This window comes from Janthinobacterium sp. FW305-128 (assembly GCF_020858135.1).
GTDB lineage: Bacteria > Pseudomonadota > Gammaproteobacteria > Burkholderiales > Burkholderiaceae_D > Janthinobacterium.
The window spans coordinates 323,521-340,860 of the sequence record NZ_JACYMK010000008.1 but is presented as its reverse complement, the minus strand read 5'-3'; the positions used below and the strand labels follow the sequence as shown (position 1 = coordinate 340,860).

The window sequence follows — 17,340 nt, the reverse complement described above, 5'->3', positions numbered from 1 at the left end:
GAATTGCCCCTGAGCCATCCTTTTATACTGTTGCCGCGTCTACGGCACGCATGTTTGCCGGCATAAAAGGATGGGCATGAAAAAAATCGTAGCAGTATTATTGACATCAAGTACCGCACTGCTGGCTGGCTGCGGCGGTGGCGGCGGCAACAGCAGTGATGCAGGCAATGTCAATGCCGGCTCGACGCTGGCGCCCTACGTCGGCACCTGGCAAGCGCCATGCGACGAGCATGAACGCCAGACCATGGTCGTCGCAGCCAAAGCCGACGGCAGCGGCGCGATGGAACTGACCTCCACCACCGAAACCTATCTCAAGACAGGCTGCAGCGGCACCTTGCTGGGCACGGAAACCATGACCGCGAAAATCACGGCGACACCGGATGGCGTGGCTGACGTTCTCGTCAAACTGACGGAGAATGGGGCCGCGAGCAACGTGCGCATCGACAAGCTGAACCTGTCCATCCCCGCCTATAGCTTCAACGTCACGGGGCCCGGCGTGCAATACGTGAAGAAAGATGGCAAACAGCAATGGTGCATCGAATATGAAGGCGGCTCCACTTGCCTGCTCGACGAAGGCACGCTCCCCGCGCAAACCATCAAAGGCGGCATCGTCTTGCGTGACAACACCCTCTACACCTTCTCGCACAACGGCAGCAGTTACGTGCCCGACATGCTGTATGTAAAAAAATAGGCTCAGTCATCGGCAAGTAGGGGAAATGGCGGAATCTTCCCTTGGCGGTGCTGTCTGACTCTGCATATTCACCATGCGACTGGCTGCGGCCGTTTCACGGCGTGGCCACGCGCTACCTGCCGAACTACCTGGGCTGGCGCTGAATACCCGACGCCAGGCGCATCCGTTCACCAGAAACGTTACTGAAGGCAACACTGGGAGCGTTCCCACACCTGACGGTGACATAGCCCAAAAATAAACGCACGAGTAGCCGTGGGGCCGCCCGGCCCCGCAGCTTGGCGCGGCGGCGCCATCTCACCCACCGCCTCGTAGACTCGAGTCCGTTAGCGAGCGTATGTGTAGAATCGAACATACTTTGCGTAAATAGAAAGCTATTCTGTTGAAAAACAGGAGCTTGCCATGTCGTCCCACGCTTTCCCCCTGCCGTCCCACGCTGCACTGAGCGCCCTGCTGCAGCAGCAGGACAGCGCCTTTCTCCCCATCGAAGGCTTGCGGCGCCTGCGCGATGCGGGCTTGGACCAGCTGCCCCTGCCCGGCCACGGCGCCACCCTGCTGCGCTGGCAAATGCTGGCCGCCATCGCCGCCATCGACCTGTCCCTGCTCAAGCTGTATGAGGGCCATACCGATGCGCTGGCCATCCTGGCTGAAATCGACGGCCCCGGCGTGCCGGCCGGCAGCAGCTGGGGCGTATGGTGCGCGGAAATGCCGGGCGCGCGCGTGCAATTGCAGCAGGCGGCCGATGGCCGCTATGTGCTCGATGGACGCAAGGCCTGGTGCTCCGGTGCACATGGCATCAGCCATGCCTTGGTCAGCTGCTGGAATGAGGACGGCCAGGCTTGCCTGGCCTCGGTAGCCCTGTCGCAGCCGGGCGTGCACGTCACGGACCAGGGCTGGCAAGCCGTCGGCATGGCCGCCTGCGCCAGCGTCGACGTGACCTTTTCCGCCGCGCGCGCCTTTCCCGTGGGCGCGCCGGGCGCATATCTGGCCCGTCCTGGCTTCTGGCATGGCGGCGCCGGCATCGCGGCCGCCTGGTACGGCGCCGCCTGCGCCATCGCCAGCCACCTGCACGCACGCGCGCAGCACGCCGCCCCCGATGCCGTGCGCTTGGCGCAGCTGGGTCAGATCGACTGTGCGCTGCGCGCCGCTGGCGCCCTGCTGCGCGAAGGCGCTGCGGAAATCGACGCCCATCCGCAGCGCGACGCCATGGGACTGGCCCTGCGCCTGCGACTGGCCGTGGAGGATGCCGCCACGCTGGCCCTGCAGCTGACCACTCGCGCGCTGGGCGCCGGGCCCCTGTGCCGCGACGCCCGTTTCGCGCGACTGGCGGCCGACCTGCCCGTGTTCCTGCGCCAGAGCCATGCCGAGCGCGATCAGGCCGTGCTCGGCGGTATCGTCGCCGGCGCCGAAGACCATCCGTGGGCGCTATGACATGCTGACCCTTGCCGATACGCATGCGCGCCGCATCGAAGGTTGCGGCACGCCGGACCATGTGTGGCAATCCTGGCCGGGGCTCAACGAGCTACCCGCAATCAGCGCCCAGGCCCTGGTGCCGCCGGGGGCGCGTGCCGTCATCGTCGCGCCCCATCCCGACGATGAAATCCTCGCCTGTGGCGGCTTGCTGCAACTGCTGGCGGCGCAGGGCAGCGAACTGCTGTTCGTCGCCGTCACCGACGGCGACGCCAGCCACCCGGGCTCGCCACTCTGGCCGCAGGAACGCCTGCGCCAGGTGCGTCCGCAGGAATCGGCGCTAGCGCTGCAGGCACTGGGACTGGCGCTGCCCGCGTGGCTGCGCCTGCACCTGCCCGATGGCGGCGTGGCCGGCATGACGCCGCAGCTGAGCGCCACATTGGCAGCGCAGCTGCGGCCCGGCGACATCGTCTTCACCACCTGGCGCCTGGATGGCCACCCGGACCATGAAGCGTGCGGCTGGGCCTGCGCTTCGGCCTGCTCGGCCAGCGGCGCCACCCTGGTGGAAATGCCCGTCTGGGGCTGGCACTGGGCCGTGCCGGGCGACGCGCGCGTACCCTGGCACCGCGCGCGCCGGCTGCCATTGCCGGCCCCCCTCCTGCAGCGCAAACGCGCCGCCCTGCGTTGCTTCGCCAGCCAGATGCAGGATGACCCGTCGACGGGCAGCCCCGCCATCGTGGCAGGCGACGCCTTGCAGCGCCTGTTGCACGCGTGGGAGGTGTATTTTCTATGAGCGCCATTTCCACGCCCGACGACCAGCGCCGCAGCTATTTCGAACAACTGTATCGCCAGGATGCCGACCCGTGGCTGGTGCGCCAGCGCTGGTACGAAGAGCGCAAGCGCGCCCTGTTGCTGGCCAGCCTGCCGCAGCAACGCTACCGCCACGCATATGAACCGGGATGCGGCAATGGCGAGCTGACACTGGCGCTGGCACGGCGCTGCGAGCGCCTGCTGGCGGCCGACCTCTCGGCCGAAGCGCTGGGGCTCACGCAGCAGCGGCTGCTCGACGCCGGAGGCGGCGGCAACGTCAGCCTCGCGCAGCACCGGCTGCCGCAGGACTGGCCGCGCATCGTGCCCGGCGCCGACAAGTTTGACTTGATCGTCCTCAGCGAGATCGCCTATTACCTGTCGCCGGAAGAGCTGGCGCGCGTGGTCGAACACTGCATCGCCAGCCTGGCGCCGGGCGGCAGCATCGCCCTGTGCCACTGGCGCGCGCCATTCGCGCAACGCATCATCTCGACCGTGCGCGTGCATGCGGCGTTCGAGGATGCGCCCGGCCTGCACCGCGTGCTGCGCCACGAAGAGACCGACTTCCTGCTGGGGATCTGGTCGAACGATGCGCGCTCGGTGGCGCAGCGCGAGGGCTTTGCATGATCGGCGTCGTGGTGCCCGTACATGACGAGGAAGCGTGCCTGGATGCCTGCCTGGAGGCATTGCGCCTTGCCGTCACCTGCCCCCGACTGTCCGGAGAAGCGGTGTGCATCGTCATCGTGCTCGACGCCTGCAGCGACCAGTCGCAACGCATCGTGCTGACGCACGCCATGCAGACGGACCTGCGCTGGCGCCTCGACTGTATCGCCGTCAATGTGCGTAACGTGGGCAGCGCGCGCGCCGCGGGCGCGCAGGAGCTGCTGCAACGCGGTGCCCGCTGGCTGGCCTTCACGGATGCGGATACGCGCGTCTCGCCATCGTGGCTGAGTACACAGCTGGGCCTGAATGCCGATGCCGTCTGCGGCACGGTGGCCGTGGACGACTGGTCGCCGCACGGCGACAACGCCGGGGCGCTGCTTGCCCACTTCAGCCGCACCTATACCGATGCCGACGGCCACCGCCACATCCATGGCGCCAACTTCGGCGTGTGCGCCAGCGCCTACCTGCGCGCCGGCGGCTTCGCGCCACTGGCTTGCAGCGAAGACGTGGCCATGGTGGCCGCGCTGCAAGCGTGCGGCGCGCACATCGCCTGGAGCGCCGCGCCGCGCGTCACCACCAGCGCCCGCCGCCATGCCAGGGCACGGGGCGGCTTTGGCGATACCTTGCAGCAGGTGGTGGCGGAGATGGCAGGGCAGACGGCAACGTGCACTCTCGCCATGCTGCCAGAGCATCAAGGATAAGGGATCATGCGCTTGCCTGCTCTGCGCGGCCCGCCTCGTCCTCCAGCTTTTGCCGCCGCGCCTCCTGCTCCGCCTCATCCTTCTCCTTCTTCTCCTTCTCCACGAACTGTTCATCCAGACGTACCCTTAGCTCTGCCCAGGCCACTGCGACCTTGGACGACACCGCTAAACTGGCAAATAGCAGGATCACCAACGGCAAGAGGCTAAAGGCATATGTCAGCAGCCCATCCTTCAAATCAATCACTTTCAGTTTGGAAACGCCCTCATCCAGCGCATTGGCCTTCGCACTTGCGGCGGGTAAATCGAGTAATTTTATCTGCAAGATAATTCCATCGATATTTTTCGTGACTTCTTCCCCCGTATCCAGCATTACATTTACATACAGCGCAGCTATTTCTTGAGTGATGGTGTCACAACTCTTTTTCAACTGCGGGCGTGACAAGCAATACTCAGGGGGAAGATGCTCCTTGAAAATAGCCGAGGCGGCGTTGAGATGATGGCTCCGCTCATTTCTTTCCAATTTATCCAGGCTCAAGCCGATCTGATAGTAGGGTCCGATGAATACGATGAGGGCAAACGCGGCCATGACCTCGGCGCGAAATTTCATTCTGGCGACAAACACATTGCGTTCCGTGCCCTGCTTGGCAAGCACCTCGTCACGCTTGCGAAATGAATGAATAATTGTCCCCGCGACCACTAGCAGGCACGCTACAACGTAGAAATACCTGAGCCAGATCACTTTGGCAGCCAAGGAAAATAGAAGAAAAACCACGCCTGGAATGACCACCACGAGCCCTACGACAATCAGAGCGCGGTTCCAATTAATTTGTTTGTACATTTTCACTTTACAAAGACAAGACCAAGATACGGGATACGCCGGAGCACCGGCGCAATTGATGAGAACTATTGCCAAATAGAAATTATATTGAGGCAAATTTGATGTCAAGCGAAAATCGCTATTAACTAAAAATTGAGCAGCTGCAGCAAAAAATATCACCCGCACAGCATCGTCGAAGCAAGCAGCACGCGCTATGCCGGCGGCACGAGGAACCAAACCGTTCGTCTGTCCCTGCGCGCCGCCTTTGCTACTTGACTAGCGCTTGTTACATCGCTTCCTTCAGGCCCGGCGCAAACTCCGCGCCATGCTTGACCTGCGCGGTGGATGCCTTCAGGGTGGCGCCGATCGGCTCGGCGCGGCCCGCCAGGCATTGCCCCAGGAAGTTTTCCGTCACGGCATTGAAGGCGATGTTGTTGACGGGCCGGGCAAAGCCATGGCCCTCATCGGGGAACAGCACATAGGTGACGGGAATATTCTTCGCCGCCATGGCCGCCACGATCTGGTCCGATTCAGCCACGTTGACTCTCGGGTCGTTGGCGCCCTGGCCGATCAGCAGCGGGCGCTGGATATTCTGCGCAAAGTTCAGCGGCGAGCGTTCCTTGAGCAGCGCCTTGCCCTCTTCCGTGGTCGGGTCGCCCATGCGTTTGTAGAACTGCTGCTTGCCCGCTTCCCAGTACGGCGGGATGGTTTGCAGCAAGGTAAACAGGTTCGACGGGCCGACGATGTCGACGCCGCAGGCAAACGTCGTCGGCGTGAACGCCATGCCGGCCAGGGTGGCGTAGCCGCCGTAGGAGCCGCCCATGATGGCCACCTTGTCGGCGCTGGTCACGCCGCTTTTCACCGCCCATTGCACCGCATCGAGCAAATCGTCATGCATCTTGCGGCCCCACTCCAGGTCGCCGGCCGAGATGAATTGCTTGCCGAAGCCCGTCGAGCCGCGGAAGTTCACCGACAGCACGGCATAGCCGCGGTTGGCCAGCCACTGATGGTAACCGTTATAGCCATAGGTGTCGCGCGCCCACGGTCCGCCGTGCACCAGCAGCACCATCGGCACCGCCTGCGTGGCCTTGCCGCCGGCGCCCGCCTTCGACGCCTGCGGCAGGGTCAGGTAAGACACGAGGTTCAGGCCGTCGCGCGCCTTGATTTGCTGCGGATACATGGGCACCAGCGGCGCGCCTTCCAGTTCCGGACGCGTCACGTACAGCCGCGTGAGCTTTTTGGTCTTGCGCTCGTACAGCCAGCTCGATGGGGGCGCCGTGACGGCATCGACACTCACCAGCCATTTATCGTCGGCATCCGTGCGCGAGGTCACCGTGAACTGGCCCTGGGTATTTTTCTTCAGGAACTCCAGGTCGGCTTTCAGATCGTCCGCCAACGGCAGATATTCCTGCTGCAGGTAATTGACCGTATAGGCCTGCACCCGGCCCGTGCGCGTGTCGTACAGCGCATCGGCGATGTCGGCGCGCGGGTCTTGCGCCATGACCGTGGTCTTGCCGCTGGCCACGTCCTGCGCCAGCAGCGCCGAGGTATTGCGGCCGCGCGAATCGGTCCAGTACAAGGTCTTGCCGTCGACCGTAAACGCCAGCGGCGCCGTCGTCTGCGAGTCTTCCAGGCCCACTTCGGTCAGCGGCGTGCTCTCGACCTTGCCGTCCGTCAGGCGGAAATACTGCATGCCGCCATCGGCGCGCGCCTTGCTGGCGATACGCAGATTGAGCAATTCATCGGCCAGGTAGCCGCCATAGCCATCGTTCTGCTGCACCAGGGTCAGCTTGCCGCTGGCCAGGTCCAGGCTGTACACGTCGTGCCAGCGCGCATCGCGGTTATTGATGCCGACGAGGATGCGGTCCTTGACCTTGCTGCTGATCTGGACGATGCGCACGCGCGTCTTCTCGAACGGCGTGTAATTGACCTGCTTGCCGGTCGCCACGTTCACGCCGTACAGCAGGAAATTCTCGTCGCCGCCCTTGTCCTGGATGAACAGCAGGGTTGTCGAATCGGGCGACCAGAAGCTGCCGCGGATGGGACGCACCTTTTCTTCCGTCAGCGGCCGCGCCTGCGCCAGGTCGCCGGCCGGCGCCACCCACACATTGAGCACGCCATCGCGCGGCGCGATCCACGACAGCCAACGTCCATCGGGGCTGAGCTTGCCGCCGGACTTGCTGGGATTGCCGAACAGCTTGGTGCGCTCGATCAGCGGCGTTTCCTTGACAGGGGCTTGGGCATGCGCCGGCAGGGCGCTGGCGAACAACAGGGCAGGCAGGACATAGCGAATCATGGATACCTCATGGTTGTGGGATGAAGGAAAACATAATCATGGTGCATGTGCCAGCAAATCATAGGTCAAAGCCGTGCTGCCAGGTTGATGACAGCGACAGGGAACGAAAATCGGGGCACAGGAAGGTGGAAAGGAGGGATGAACTGCATAGCAGATGATGCATGCCCGCATGGCGACGGCGGACAGTTCGGATGTGGCTTGCGTTCAACCGTGCAGCACCGGGGCAGCGGTCGCACCGTGCTGCGGCAGTTCCACGCGAACTTTTAAAGCGATAACGAGAGCGGCGAACAGCATCACAACGCCAGCAATCATGAAAACGCCTGTCACTCCACCAAAGCCGAACATAATGCCACCCAATGCAGCGCCGGCAGCTATTGACGATTGCACCGCAGCGACGACCATGCCGCCTGCTGTCTCCGCTTGATCCGGGACAGCACGGGCTACCCAGTTGGACCAGGCGACAGGTACGCCGCCGAACGCCAGGCCCCACAGAGCGACCAAAAACATCAGACCTGTTCCTTGGATTGGCAGCAGGATCATGCCGAATGCCGCCAAGCCCACCAGCGCAGGCATGAGCACTAAAGTGGCACGCAGGCTACGCTCCATTAGCCAGCCGGCCAGCAGCGTGCCAATGAAGTTGGCGACACCAAAACCCAGGAGCATCAGAGACAAACCATTTACATCTATATGGACAACGCTTTCAAGAGCGGGGCGAATATAGGTGAACAATGCATATTGCCCGGTATGGGCCAGTACGCAGCCCAACATCCCGATCCCGATCCCCGGGCGACGGAGCAATCGCAGCACCGATGTGGTGCGCGTCATCGTACGCGGCGCCATACGGGGCAGCGTGAACAATTGAAACAAAAGTGTCAGCCCTCCGACAGCCGCGGCTGCTATAAATGCACTGCGCCAGCCATATATGCCCCCTAAGTAACTGCCCAGCGGTACGGAAACGACCGTCCCGACGGCGATGCCGCTGAATATGATGGATAGCGCTCGCGGCACCAGCTTTGCCGGCACCAGACGCATGGCCACGGCTGCCGCCATGCTCCAGAAACCTCCTAACGCGACGCCCAGAAGAATGCGCATCACCAACAACACTGTCAAGCTTGAGGACAACGCCACCAGCAAGTTGGAGGCGATCATCAGCACCGTGAAAGCCAACAAGACGATACGCCGGTCAAAATTACGCGTGAGAACTGGCACCGACAGCCCGGCGAACATGGCCACTACGGCCGTCACCGTCACTGCCTGACCAGCTAGTGCCTCCGATACGCCAAGATCGAAGGCCATCGGGGTCAGCAGACTGGCCGGCAGGTATTCCGCCGTCAGTAAACCGAAAACCCCCATGGCCAGTGAAAACACTGCCATCCATGCCGCTGTCGCTGGCTCTGGAACAGACACATCGTTCGCGTTGGGCGTTTGCTCGGTAGCAAAAACATCGTTTTTCATCTCTGAAATCCCTAAAACAATCGGAGTCGAAAGTCTAGAGGTAAAATCCAGGATGATCTATGATGGCAAGTCCGGATGTTTTGATCGAAACACCTAAAATGAGCAAGCAAAATCAAATTTTTCCATTATCTAATCTCGTCAGTGAACTATTGACAGGCATGCGCCTGCGTGGAGTCCAGTACCGGCGTATTCAGACCGGTCCAGCTTTCGGCATAGGCTTTGAAGACAAGCCAGGCCACGCCTACTTCCACTTCCTCGCTGTTGGCACTGCCTTCCTGTGTACCGATGATGGTGAGTTGCATAAGCTGTCCGCCGGTAGCGCGGTGTTCATGCCTCACGGCAGGAAACATCAGCTTCTATCGGATGCGGGTATTGCATTTCAGGACATCGAAAAGTTCGATGTCGCGCCCCTGGGTGAATCCGTTAGCGGAGTAGACACATGTCCCAGTACGCACCCCGTGCCCAGTGCAGTTATTTTTTACGGCTGCATGGAATTCGATCTCGGCGGGATGCAAGGGATCGGCAAGCTGATGCCAACTGTCATGGTGGCTGACACGCAAGCGCAAGGCTATCCCGGGTTGCTGCCTGTTCTTGATTCAATGAAGCGTGAAATCTGTGCCGGCCGTATTGGCTTTGCAGGCATTCTGGCTCGCCTGGCGGAGGTCGCGGCAGCAATGATCGTGCGCGGCTGGATTGAATGCGGTTGTGAAACCGCTTCCGGTCTCCTCGCCGCCTTGCGTGATCCGCGCCTTGCTCGCGCCATATTGGCGCTGCACCGCCAGCCTGGTCGTGAATGGACAGTTGCGCAGTTGGCTGCGGAGTGCCATATCTCCCGCTCTGTTTTCGCCCAACGCTTTGAAACCACCATCGGAGTGCCGCCCTTGCGCTATGCCACGGAATTGAGAATGCGCCTTGCGAGACAATTGCTCACTCACGAAAGCGTGTCCATCGACGTCGTCGCCCGACGCCTTGGCTATACATCGCAAGCCGCGTTCAGTCGTGCTTTTAAGCGCGTCATCGGCACGCCGCCGGGTGCCTGTCGGCAAATGCTTTGAGGAGAATAGCGGAGGGAAGCGCTGATCAATCCATTTTTCAGCGACATAACCGCACGGTGCGTTACGACTGGTTGGCCCATTATTTGTTTGAAATGCTCGAGGATATCGAGGATTTGGCAACCCGCTGGCTGTGGACTTGCAATCACGACCGGCCGAACACAACACTTGACGCCATCACGCCAAAACAAAAGCTTGCCATGGCCGCTCAAGCGCTACTTTTAACGCGCTCTAAAAACAGGGGGATGACCATCCATGCCTGCGAAGGGAAATGGCCGAATAGACGGCACACCTCTTCGGGAATGAGGTCGTCGCCAAATAATCGTAGCGTCGCTTCACATCTGTTGATGAAGCCGATCTGTCGCCCTGTTCACGACTGACCGCTTGTGGCCGGAGGCTGCTTAAAAGGCATCACCTAAGCATAGCGGACGCGCAGCGTCTCACTTTACAAGCGCTCGTCGTTAGAACCATGGATCGAAGTACTCGGAAGCAGAAGCCTTGCCTCCCTCATTGGCGCACCAAACCGTAACACGGCGCCTGACGTTGACAGCACCAACACCAAGCCGCCCTTGATTGTTATTTGATCAAATGGATTGGATTGATCCGAAACAAACGTCCAAACAGGTTCATGATTTTGCAGCGATTCCAAAACGACTACGCCGATTGAGCCGTGTTCCGCAGCCTCTCCGCACTTAACCATGTACCGTCCACCATACAACTCTTCTTGCGCCAGAATCGCGACATTGAGCCAACAGCCAAGTTCCTGTTTTTCACGTACCCTGGCCATTCTGGTTGCGTGCACGTCGTAGAGATCACCATTGCTGCACAGGAGGCCATTGCAGCTTCGCACCTCCTGGCTCTTCCACTTTGTTGCCATCACTGTCATTGATTCCATACTTAGAAATGGACGACTGCATGCCCTGAATTAAACAAGCTCTATTCTATCGGGCGGCTGCTCTTGCAGTCGTTAGCGTCGCTGAAAGTAGCCCGGGAAAATTCGACGCAGAATCGACTTGCGTTCAGAATCGTTGAAGACGATTGTGTTCTTGCCCGTAAAGGCAGGCAAGCAGCAGCGCATGCCTGTTCAACGTCCGCTCCCGGCCAACAGCAGCTTTCCAATATCTTTTTCTGCGCACTTAATCAATGCCCATTTCATCCAGCCAAGATTCAAGTCCGAGCTCTTTTGCGGTTTGGATAAGGCATTTCTTTTCCTCGACGGAAGTTTTTTTCAACTCCGCTGAAATCTCTTCGAGTACCGCGACATCGTCGTCCAAGGCGTCGCCGGCTCGACTATTTATATATTGTGTGGCGAAAATTATGGCGCGTGCAAGTGTTTTGATATGACTCTCCGTGAATCGAAAAATATGCTCATCGGCGTCCGTCTTTGGCCGCTAGCGGCCCATGAGCATAACGACTTAGCAAGCGAGAAAGGTCACGTATTGTCAGGTCAACGCGAATGACTGTTCCTGGCCGATGTCAGCCCTACGGCGTACGGCAACTGTCGCCCCAGAGCAGAGGCAGAGCGCCACATGTTTAATCGTGCAAAACAATCTGAACTTCGATGCTTCGCGTTGTCGCAAGCGCGCGGAGAAAGGTGCGGAGCATTCGAATCTCATCGCCAATCGCGCCGCTAGCACTTGGCAGGCCACAGACTAACACCCGCGCAGGTAATGCACACTCGCTGGCATTACAGAGCATATCTTGAAGGAAGACCCAAGTTATTTCCCTATCGATTGGCACGCCAAAAGCGACCGCAACGGATTGACGAACGAACAAAGCATTCTTGGCGTAGGTAAGATCTATCGTTACTTGCTTGGTGCACATATCTGTCGAGTCAATCATGGCGGGTGCAGCTCTAACGCAGCGTCCGCTTCTGTAAACGGAAAAACCCAGCACCGATATTATACAAACGTATAATAAACAGTACTGGGTTTCTATACAGCTTGCGCTGTAACTCCTTGAATCTAATGGTCGGGGCGAGAAGATTCGAACTTCCGACCCCATGCACCCCATGCATGTACGCTACCAGGCTGCGCTACGCCCCGACGAGGTGGGAATTATAGCAGACGCTTTTAGGTTTTTGCCATGCTTTTGCGCGCGATTCATGTCGATCTGCGCAAACTTTTTTGCATGTCCCGCTCAAGCGCCCTATTCGCTCAGCAGCAGCGCCGTCAGGACGATGCGAAAGCCCGCGATCAGCGGTTCGACCTTCACGTCCGGATGGTGAATGAAGCGCACGGGCAAGCCCTGGTACAGCGCCACCAGGGCATCGAGGCGCCCCTGCAACATTTCCTCGTCGGCCGGCAAGCCGCGCTTGATGCGCGCATCCCGGATGATGGAGAGAAATAACTGGCGCGAACGCCGGTCCGAGCATTGCAGCATTTCCGCGATCGCCGGATTGCGCGACGCTTCGGCAAAGATTTCCAGCGGCATCATCCACGTGCTCGGGTCCAGCGCTTCGAGCACATGCTCGCCCGCATTGTCGATCACGGCCTGCAGCGGGTCTTCGCGCTGCGCCAGGTCCTGCATCAAATTGGAGACGCGCTCCGTATTCTGCATGACGAAGGCGGCGATGATCGCATCCTTGCTGTCAAAATAATTATAGATGTGGCCCGCGCTCATGCCGGCCGCCTTCGATATCTCGGCCATGCTGGCGCCGTGGAAACCGCGGCGGCTGAAGCAGCTTTCGGCCGCGTCGAGCACCTGCTTGCGCCGCGTGTTGGCGCGCTCGGGATCCGGATGCTTCTTTTCAACTTGGTTCATGACTTTTCCAGTAGCGCGCCGGCCCTGCCCTTGCGGGCAAGGCCGGCGTCGGCGTCCCCGTGATTATTGGGCGCCGCCAGCCGCCGCGACGGCCGTCTGCTCAGGCTGCCAACCGCCGCCCAGCACCTTGTACAAGGTGACCAGGTTGGTCGATTTGGCCAGGCGCGCCGTGATCAGGCTTTGCTGCGCCGTGTACAGCGCGCGCTGGGCCACCAGGGCGTTCAGGTAGGACTCGGCGCCCTGCTTGTAGCGCGCATCGTGGATGGTGTAGCTCTTCGTCGACGCCTCGACCAGCGAGACCTGCGATTGCAGGCGCTCGTCGATGGTGCCGCGCTGGGCCAGCGCATCGGACACTTCGCGGAAGGCGACCTGGATCGCCTTTTCGTATTGCGCCACGGAGATTTCACGCTGCACCTTGGCGATATCGAGGTTGGCGCGGTTCACGCCGCCATCGAAGATCGGCAAGCTGATCTGCGGCAAGAAACTCCACGTGCCGCTGCCCGCCTTGAACAGGCCCGACAGGTTGTCGCTGACCGAACCGGCCGTGGCCGTCAGCGAAATGCGCGGGAAGAAAGCCGCGCGCGCCGCGCCGATGTTGGCGTTGGCGGCACGCAAGGTGCGCTCCGCCGCCAGCACGTCGGGACGGCGTTGCAGCACGTCCGACGGCACGCCGGACGGAATGTCCGTCAGCGCCGTCACGGTGCCGAACTCGGCTGGTGGCAGCAAGTCGGCCGGCACGGGGCCGCCCACCAGCAAGACCAGCGCGTTCTGGTCCAGCGCCACCTGGCTCGTGTAGACAGCCACGTCGGAACGGGCCGACTCGACGCTGGTCTGGGCATCGTACTTGTCCAGGCCCGAGGTGGCGCCCGCGCTGAAGCGGCGCACGGCCAGGTCATACGACGACTGCTGGCTCTTCAAGGTGTCCTGCGCCACGCGCAGGCGCTGCTGGTCGGCCACCAGGTTCAAATAGGTGCTGGCCACTTCGGCCACCAGGCTGATCTGCTGCGCACGGCGTGCTTCTTCCGTGCCCAGGTATTGTTCCAGCGCGCTGTCGGACAGGCTGCGCACGCGGCCGAAGAAGTCCAGCTCGTAGGCCGACACGCCCAGGTTCGCCGTGTACTGGCGGTTGATGGACGCTTCGCCCGTCGGGCTGGCATTTTTCGAAATGCGCGTGGCCGACTGGCCGCCCGAGGCCGACAGGGTCGGGATCAGGGCGGCGCGTTCGATGCCGTACGTGGCGCGCGCCTTCTCGATGTTCAGGATCGAGACGCGCAGGTCGCGGTTGTTGGCCAGGGCCAGTTCCAGTACCTGGCGCAGGCGCGCATCGGCAAAGAACTCGCGCCAGGCGACGTCCGCCACCGGCTTGGCGTCGGCGGCGGCCGTGTCGGCCTTGTAGGAAGGGCCCGTCGGCCATGCCGTCGGCGCCGGCGCTGCCGGACGCTCGTACGTGGGAGCCAGGCTGCAACCGGCCAGCAAGGCCAGCGCCGCCATGGAGAGTAGTGATTTTTTCATATTAATGTGCATCCTTGGAAAGCGTGACGGCTGGCGAACCAGGCGTCGCCGGCGTGGCGGGCGCGTCCGGCTTCGAGAAGAAGCCGCGCACCAGCACGAAGAACACCGGCACGAAGAAGATACCGAGGAACGTGGCCGTCAACATACCGCCCAGCACGCCGATACCGATGGCGTTCTGGCTGCCGGAACCGGCGCCGCTGGAAATGGCCAGCGGCAACACGCCCAGGCCGAAGGCAATCGAGGTCATCAGAATCGGACGCAGACGCAGACGCACCGCGTGCAAGGTCGAGTCCAGCAGCGACATGCCCGATTCCTGCATTTCCTTGGCAAATTCCACGATCAGAATGGCGTTCTTTGCCGACAGACCCACCACCGTGAGCAAGCCCACCTGGAAGTACACGTCGTTCGACAGGCCGAACAGCCACGTGCCGAGCACGGCGCCGATCACGCCCAGCGGCACGACCAGCAGCACCGAGAATGGAATCGACCAGCTTTCATACAGCGCAGCCAGACACAGGAAGACGATCAGCAGCGACAGCGCGTACAGCTGCGGCGTCTGCGAACCGGATTCGCGCTCTTCCAGCGACACGCCGGTCCAGCTGAAGCCGATGCCAGGCGGCAACTTCGCCACCATCTCTTCCATCGCGTTCATGGCGGCGCCCGTGCTCTGGCCCGGTGCCGGCGTACCGAGGATCTCTACCGACGGCAAGCCGTTGTAGCGTTCCAGGCGTGGCGACGCGTAAATCCACTTGCCGGTGGCAAAGGCGGAGAACGGCACCATCTGGCCAGCCGTGTTGCGCACGAACCACTTGTTCAAGTCTTCCGGCAGCATGCGCGATTCGGCATTGCCTTGCATGAACACTTTCTTCACGCGGCCACGGTCGAGGAAGTCGTTCACATACGAGCTACCCCAGCCCACGCTCAGCACGCGGTTGATTTCCGAGATCTGCAAGCCCAGCGCGGTGGCTTTCTGCTGGTCGATGTCGATCTTGTACTGCGGCGTATCTTCCTGGCCGTTCGGGCGCACGCCCACCATGGCCGGATTCTGCGACGCCATGCCCAGCAACTGGTTACGCGCCGCCATCAGGGCGTCATGGCCGACACCGCCGATATCCTGCAGCTGCATGTCGAAACCGGTGGCGTTACCCAGTTCCAGCACGGCAGGCGGGGCGAACGTAAACACCATCGCATCCTTGATCTGCAACAACTTGCCCATGGCGCGGCCGGCCACGGCCGGCGCTTTTTGCGCCACGTCCTTGCGCAGCGACCAGTCTTTCAGGCGCACGAAGGCGATACCCGTATTCTGGCCGTTACCGCCGAAGCTGAAACCGGCGACGGCAAACACGGAAGCGACGTTGTCTTTCTCGCTGTTCATGAAGTGGTCTTCGACCTGTTCGATCACCTTCAGGGTGCGCTCTTGCGTGGCGCCCGTCGGCAATTGAATCTGCGTAAACAGGATGCCCTGGTCTTCTTCCGGCAGGAAGGAGGTCGGCAGGCGCATGAAGATGAACACCAGGCCAGCCAGCAGCAGCACGTACAGCAGCATCGAGCGGAAACGGTGCGTGATCATGGCGCCGACCCAGCCCTGGTATTTATTGCTGCTGCGGTCGAAGCTGCGGTTGAACCAGCCGAAGAAACCCTTGTTCGTCGCGTGATGGCCCTTCTCGACCGGTTTCAACAGGGTGGCGCACAAGGCTGGCGTAAACACCAGCGCGACGACGACGGACAGCACCATCGACGACACAATCGTGATCGAGAACTGGCGGTAAATCACGCCCGTGGAACCGCCGAAGAAGGCCATCGGCACGAACACGGCCGACAGCACCATGGCGATACCGACCAGCGCGCCCGTGATCTGCGTCATGGACTTGCGCGTCGCTTCCAGCGGCGACAAGCCCTCTTCGCTCATCACGCGCTCGACGTTTTCCACCACCACGATCGCATCATCGACCAAGAGACCAATGGCCAGCACCATGGCGAACATGGTCAGGGTGTTGATCGAATAGCCGAAGGCATTCAGGATGCCGAAGGTACCGAGCAGCACGACCGGCACGGCCATGGTCGGGATCAGGGTGGCGCGGAAGTTTTGCAGGAACAAATACATCACCAGGAATACCAGGATGACGGCTTCGACCAGGGTCTTGACCACTTCCTCGATCGACAGTTTCACGAACGGGGTCGTGTCGAACGCCACCTGGTAGCTCATGCCTTCAGGGAATTGCTTGCTCAGATTGCCCAGCATGGCTTTCGCCGCATTGGCCGTATCGAGCGCGTTGGCGCCCGTCGCCAGCTTGATCGCCACGCCGGTGGCCGCATGGCCGTTGTAGCGCGCCACGGTGTTGTAGTTCTCGCGGCCCAGTTCCATGCTGGCCACATCCTTCAGGTACACCATGGCACCGTTGGTCGTGGTTTTCAGCAAGATGGCGCCGAACTGCTCCACCGTTTGCAAACGGCTTTGCGCCGAGACGGTGGCGTTCAGCTGCTGGCCCTTGACGGACGGCGTGCCGCCCAGCTCACCGGCCGACACTTCCGCATTCTGCGCCTGCACGGCCGTAATCACGTCCGCCGGGGTCAGGTTAAAACTTTGCAGCTTGGCCGGGTCGAGCCAGATACGCATGGCGTACTGCGAACCGAACAGGGTTACATCGCCCACGCCGGCAACACGGCTCAGCGGATCGACGACGTTGGCGGCCACATAGTCGCTCAAGTCGGTCTGGTCCATCTTGCCGTTTTCGGAAATGAAGCCGAATACCATCAGGAAGTTCTTCGTGGCTTTCGACACGACAAGACCCTGTTGCGTGACAGCCGTCGGCAGCAGCGGCGTGGCCAGCTGCAGCTTGTTCTGTACCTGCACCTGGGCGATGTCGGGATTGGTGCCGCTGGTAAACGTCAAGGTGATGCTGATGCCGCCAGTCGCATCGCTCGACGAGGACATGTAGCGCAAGCCGTCGATACCCTTCATCTTTTGTTCGATGACCTGGGTGACCGCATCTTCCACGGTCTTGGCGGAGGCGCCAGGGTAGGAGCCGCTGATCGAAATCGACGGCGGAGCGATGCTCGGGTACTGCGCGATCGGCAGGCTGAGGATCGAAATCACGCCGGCAAGCATGATGACGATCGCGACCACCCAGGCAAAAATCGGGCGGTCAATGAAAAAACGGGCCATTAATATTCTC

At 61.3% G+C, this 17,340-nt stretch carries 15 protein-coding genes, 1 tRNA gene and 2 pseudogenes; 8 read left to right on the top strand and 10 right to left on the bottom strand.

Features of this window, described 5'->3' with window-relative positions; all coding sequences use genetic code 11:
• The first annotated feature begins 76 nt into the window (after positions 1-76).
• From IGS60_RS18600 to IGS60_RS18575, 6 genes and pseudogenes are all read left to right on the top strand, one after another.
• Complete coding sequence (locus tag IGS60_RS18600) at positions 77-691, top strand: hypothetical protein (RefSeq protein ID WP_230505791.1); 615 nt, start codon at positions 77-79, stop codon at positions 689-691.
• Between the two features lie 80 nt (positions 692-771).
• A pseudogene (locus tag IGS60_RS18595) lies at positions 772-918 on the top strand (IS1595 family transposase); the annotation flags it as partial.
• Positions 919-1,090: 172 nt separating this feature from the next.
• Positions 1,091-2,119: an acyl-CoA dehydrogenase gene (locus IGS60_RS18590; protein WP_230505790.1), complete on the top strand. Its 1,029-nt coding sequence runs from the start codon at positions 1,091-1,093 to the stop codon at positions 2,117-2,119.
• A gap of 1 nt (position 2,120) precedes the next feature.
• Positions 2,121-2,891, top strand: a complete 771-nt coding sequence (locus IGS60_RS18585) for a PIG-L deacetylase family protein (protein ID WP_230505789.1) — start codon at positions 2,121-2,123, stop codon at positions 2,889-2,891.
• The gene (locus IGS60_RS18580; protein ID WP_230505788.1) at positions 2,888-3,532 is read left to right on the top strand and encodes a class I SAM-dependent methyltransferase; all 645 of its coding nucleotides are present in this window, start codon (positions 2,888-2,890) and stop codon (positions 3,530-3,532) included. The genes IGS60_RS18585 and IGS60_RS18580 overlap by 4 nt, the downstream gene beginning before the upstream one ends.
• On the top strand, positions 3,529-4,269 hold the full coding sequence (locus IGS60_RS18575) for a glycosyltransferase family 2 protein (RefSeq protein ID WP_230505787.1): 741 nt from the start codon (positions 3,529-3,531) through the stop codon (positions 4,267-4,269). The genes IGS60_RS18580 and IGS60_RS18575 overlap by 4 nt, the downstream gene beginning before the upstream one ends.
• Positions 4,270-4,273: 4 nt before the next feature.
• Here the strand turns inward: IGS60_RS18575 and IGS60_RS18570 are convergent, their stop codons facing one another.
• From IGS60_RS18570 to IGS60_RS18560, 3 genes are all read right to left on the bottom strand, one after another.
• A complete protein-coding gene (locus tag IGS60_RS18570) occupies positions 4,274-5,323 on the bottom strand; it encodes a hypothetical protein (RefSeq protein ID WP_230505786.1) in 1,050 nt (349 codons plus the stop codon).
• Positions 5,324-5,372: 49 nt separating this feature from the next.
• The gene (locus IGS60_RS18565; RefSeq protein ID WP_230505785.1) at positions 5,373-7,382 is read right to left on the bottom strand and encodes a S9 family peptidase; all 2,010 of its coding nucleotides are present in this window, start codon (positions 7,380-7,382) and stop codon (positions 5,373-5,375) included.
• A 204-nt stretch (positions 7,383-7,586) separates the two neighbouring features.
• Positions 7,587-8,756 (bottom strand): MFS transporter, encoded by a 1,170-nt coding sequence (locus IGS60_RS18560; RefSeq protein ID WP_230505808.1) that lies wholly within the window; start codon positions 8,754-8,756, stop codon positions 7,587-7,589.
• Positions 8,757-8,896: 140 nt separating this feature from the next.
• On the opposite strand from IGS60_RS18560, the gene IGS60_RS18555 reads away from it, so the two are divergent.
• Complete coding sequence (locus tag IGS60_RS18555) at positions 8,897-9,892, top strand: AraC family transcriptional regulator (protein ID WP_230505784.1); 996 nt, start codon at positions 8,897-8,899, stop codon at positions 9,890-9,892.
• A 17-nt stretch (positions 9,893-9,909) separates the two neighbouring features.
• A pseudogene (locus IGS60_RS18550) lies at positions 9,910-10,098 on the top strand (integrase core domain-containing protein); the annotation flags it as partial.
• Positions 10,099-10,334: 236 nt separating this feature from the next.
• On the opposite strand, the gene IGS60_RS18545 reads toward IGS60_RS18550, so the two are convergent.
• From IGS60_RS18545 to IGS60_RS18515, 7 genes are all read right to left on the bottom strand, one after another.
• Positions 10,335-10,775, bottom strand: coding sequence for a hypothetical protein (locus IGS60_RS18545; RefSeq protein ID WP_230505783.1), 441 nt, complete (start codon positions 10,773-10,775; stop codon positions 10,335-10,337).
• A 250-nt stretch (positions 10,776-11,025) separates the two neighbouring features.
• Positions 11,026-11,163, bottom strand: a complete 138-nt coding sequence (locus IGS60_RS18540) for a hypothetical protein (RefSeq protein ID WP_162995750.1) — start codon at positions 11,161-11,163, stop codon at positions 11,026-11,028.
• Positions 11,164-11,422: 259 nt separating this feature from the next.
• Positions 11,423-11,731, bottom strand: coding sequence for a hypothetical protein (locus IGS60_RS18535; protein WP_230505782.1), 309 nt, complete (start codon positions 11,729-11,731; stop codon positions 11,423-11,425).
• 126 nt (positions 11,732-11,857) lie between these two features.
• Positions 11,858-11,934, bottom strand: a tRNA-Pro gene (locus IGS60_RS18530).
• Positions 11,935-12,037: 103 nt separating this feature from the next.
• Positions 12,038-12,652, bottom strand: coding sequence for a TetR/AcrR family transcriptional regulator (locus IGS60_RS18525; protein ID WP_230505781.1), 615 nt, complete (start codon positions 12,650-12,652; stop codon positions 12,038-12,040).
• A gap of 63 nt (positions 12,653-12,715) precedes the next feature.
• Positions 12,716-14,164, bottom strand: coding sequence for an AdeC/AdeK/OprM family multidrug efflux complex outer membrane factor (gene adeC / locus IGS60_RS18520; protein ID WP_070219161.1), 1,449 nt, complete (start codon positions 14,162-14,164; stop codon positions 12,716-12,718).
• A gap of 1 nt (position 14,165) precedes the next feature.
• Positions 14,166-17,330 (bottom strand): efflux RND transporter permease subunit, encoded by a 3,165-nt coding sequence (locus tag IGS60_RS18515; RefSeq protein ID WP_230505780.1) that lies wholly within the window; start codon positions 17,328-17,330, stop codon positions 14,166-14,168.
• Positions 17,331-17,340: the final 10 nt, after the last annotated feature.

Coding starts and splice junctions, on each gene's coding strand:
- IGS60_RS18600 (WP_230505791.1), top strand. CDS start 77: ATGAAAAAAATCGTAGCAGTATTATTGACATCAAGTACCGCACTGCTG.
- IGS60_RS18590 (WP_230505790.1), top strand. CDS start 1,091: ATGTCGTCCCACGCTTTCCCCCTGCCGTCCCACGCTGCACTGAGCGCC.
- IGS60_RS18585 (WP_230505789.1), top strand. CDS start 2,121: ATGCTGACCCTTGCCGATACGCATGCGCGCCGCATCGAAGGTTGCGGC.
- IGS60_RS18580 (WP_230505788.1), top strand. CDS start 2,888: ATGAGCGCCATTTCCACGCCCGACGACCAGCGCCGCAGCTATTTCGAA.
- IGS60_RS18575 (WP_230505787.1), top strand. CDS start 3,529: ATGATCGGCGTCGTGGTGCCCGTACATGACGAGGAAGCGTGCCTGGAT.
- IGS60_RS18565 (WP_230505785.1), bottom strand. CDS start 7,382: ATGATTCGCTATGTCCTGCCTGCCCTGTTGTTCGCCAGCGCCCTGCCG.
- IGS60_RS18560 (WP_230505808.1), bottom strand. CDS start 8,756: ATGGCAGTGTTTTCACTGGCCATGGGGGTTTTCGGTTTACTGACGGCG.
- IGS60_RS18555 (WP_230505784.1), top strand. CDS start 8,897: ATGATGGCAAGTCCGGATGTTTTGATCGAAACACCTAAAATGAGCAAG.
- IGS60_RS18545 (WP_230505783.1), bottom strand. CDS start 10,775: ATGACAGTGATGGCAACAAAGTGGAAGAGCCAGGAGGTGCGAAGCTGC.
- IGS60_RS18535 (WP_230505782.1), bottom strand. CDS start 11,731: ATGATTGACTCGACAGATATGTGCACCAAGCAAGTAACGATAGATCTT.
- IGS60_RS18525 (WP_230505781.1), bottom strand. CDS start 12,652: ATGAACCAAGTTGAAAAGAAGCATCCGGATCCCGAGCGCGCCAACACG.
- adeC (WP_070219161.1), bottom strand. CDS start 14,164: ATGAAAAAATCACTACTCTCCATGGCGGCGCTGGCCTTGCTGGCCGGT.
- IGS60_RS18515 (WP_230505780.1), bottom strand. CDS start 17,330: ATGGCCCGTTTTTTCATTGACCGCCCGATTTTTGCCTGGGTGGTCGCG.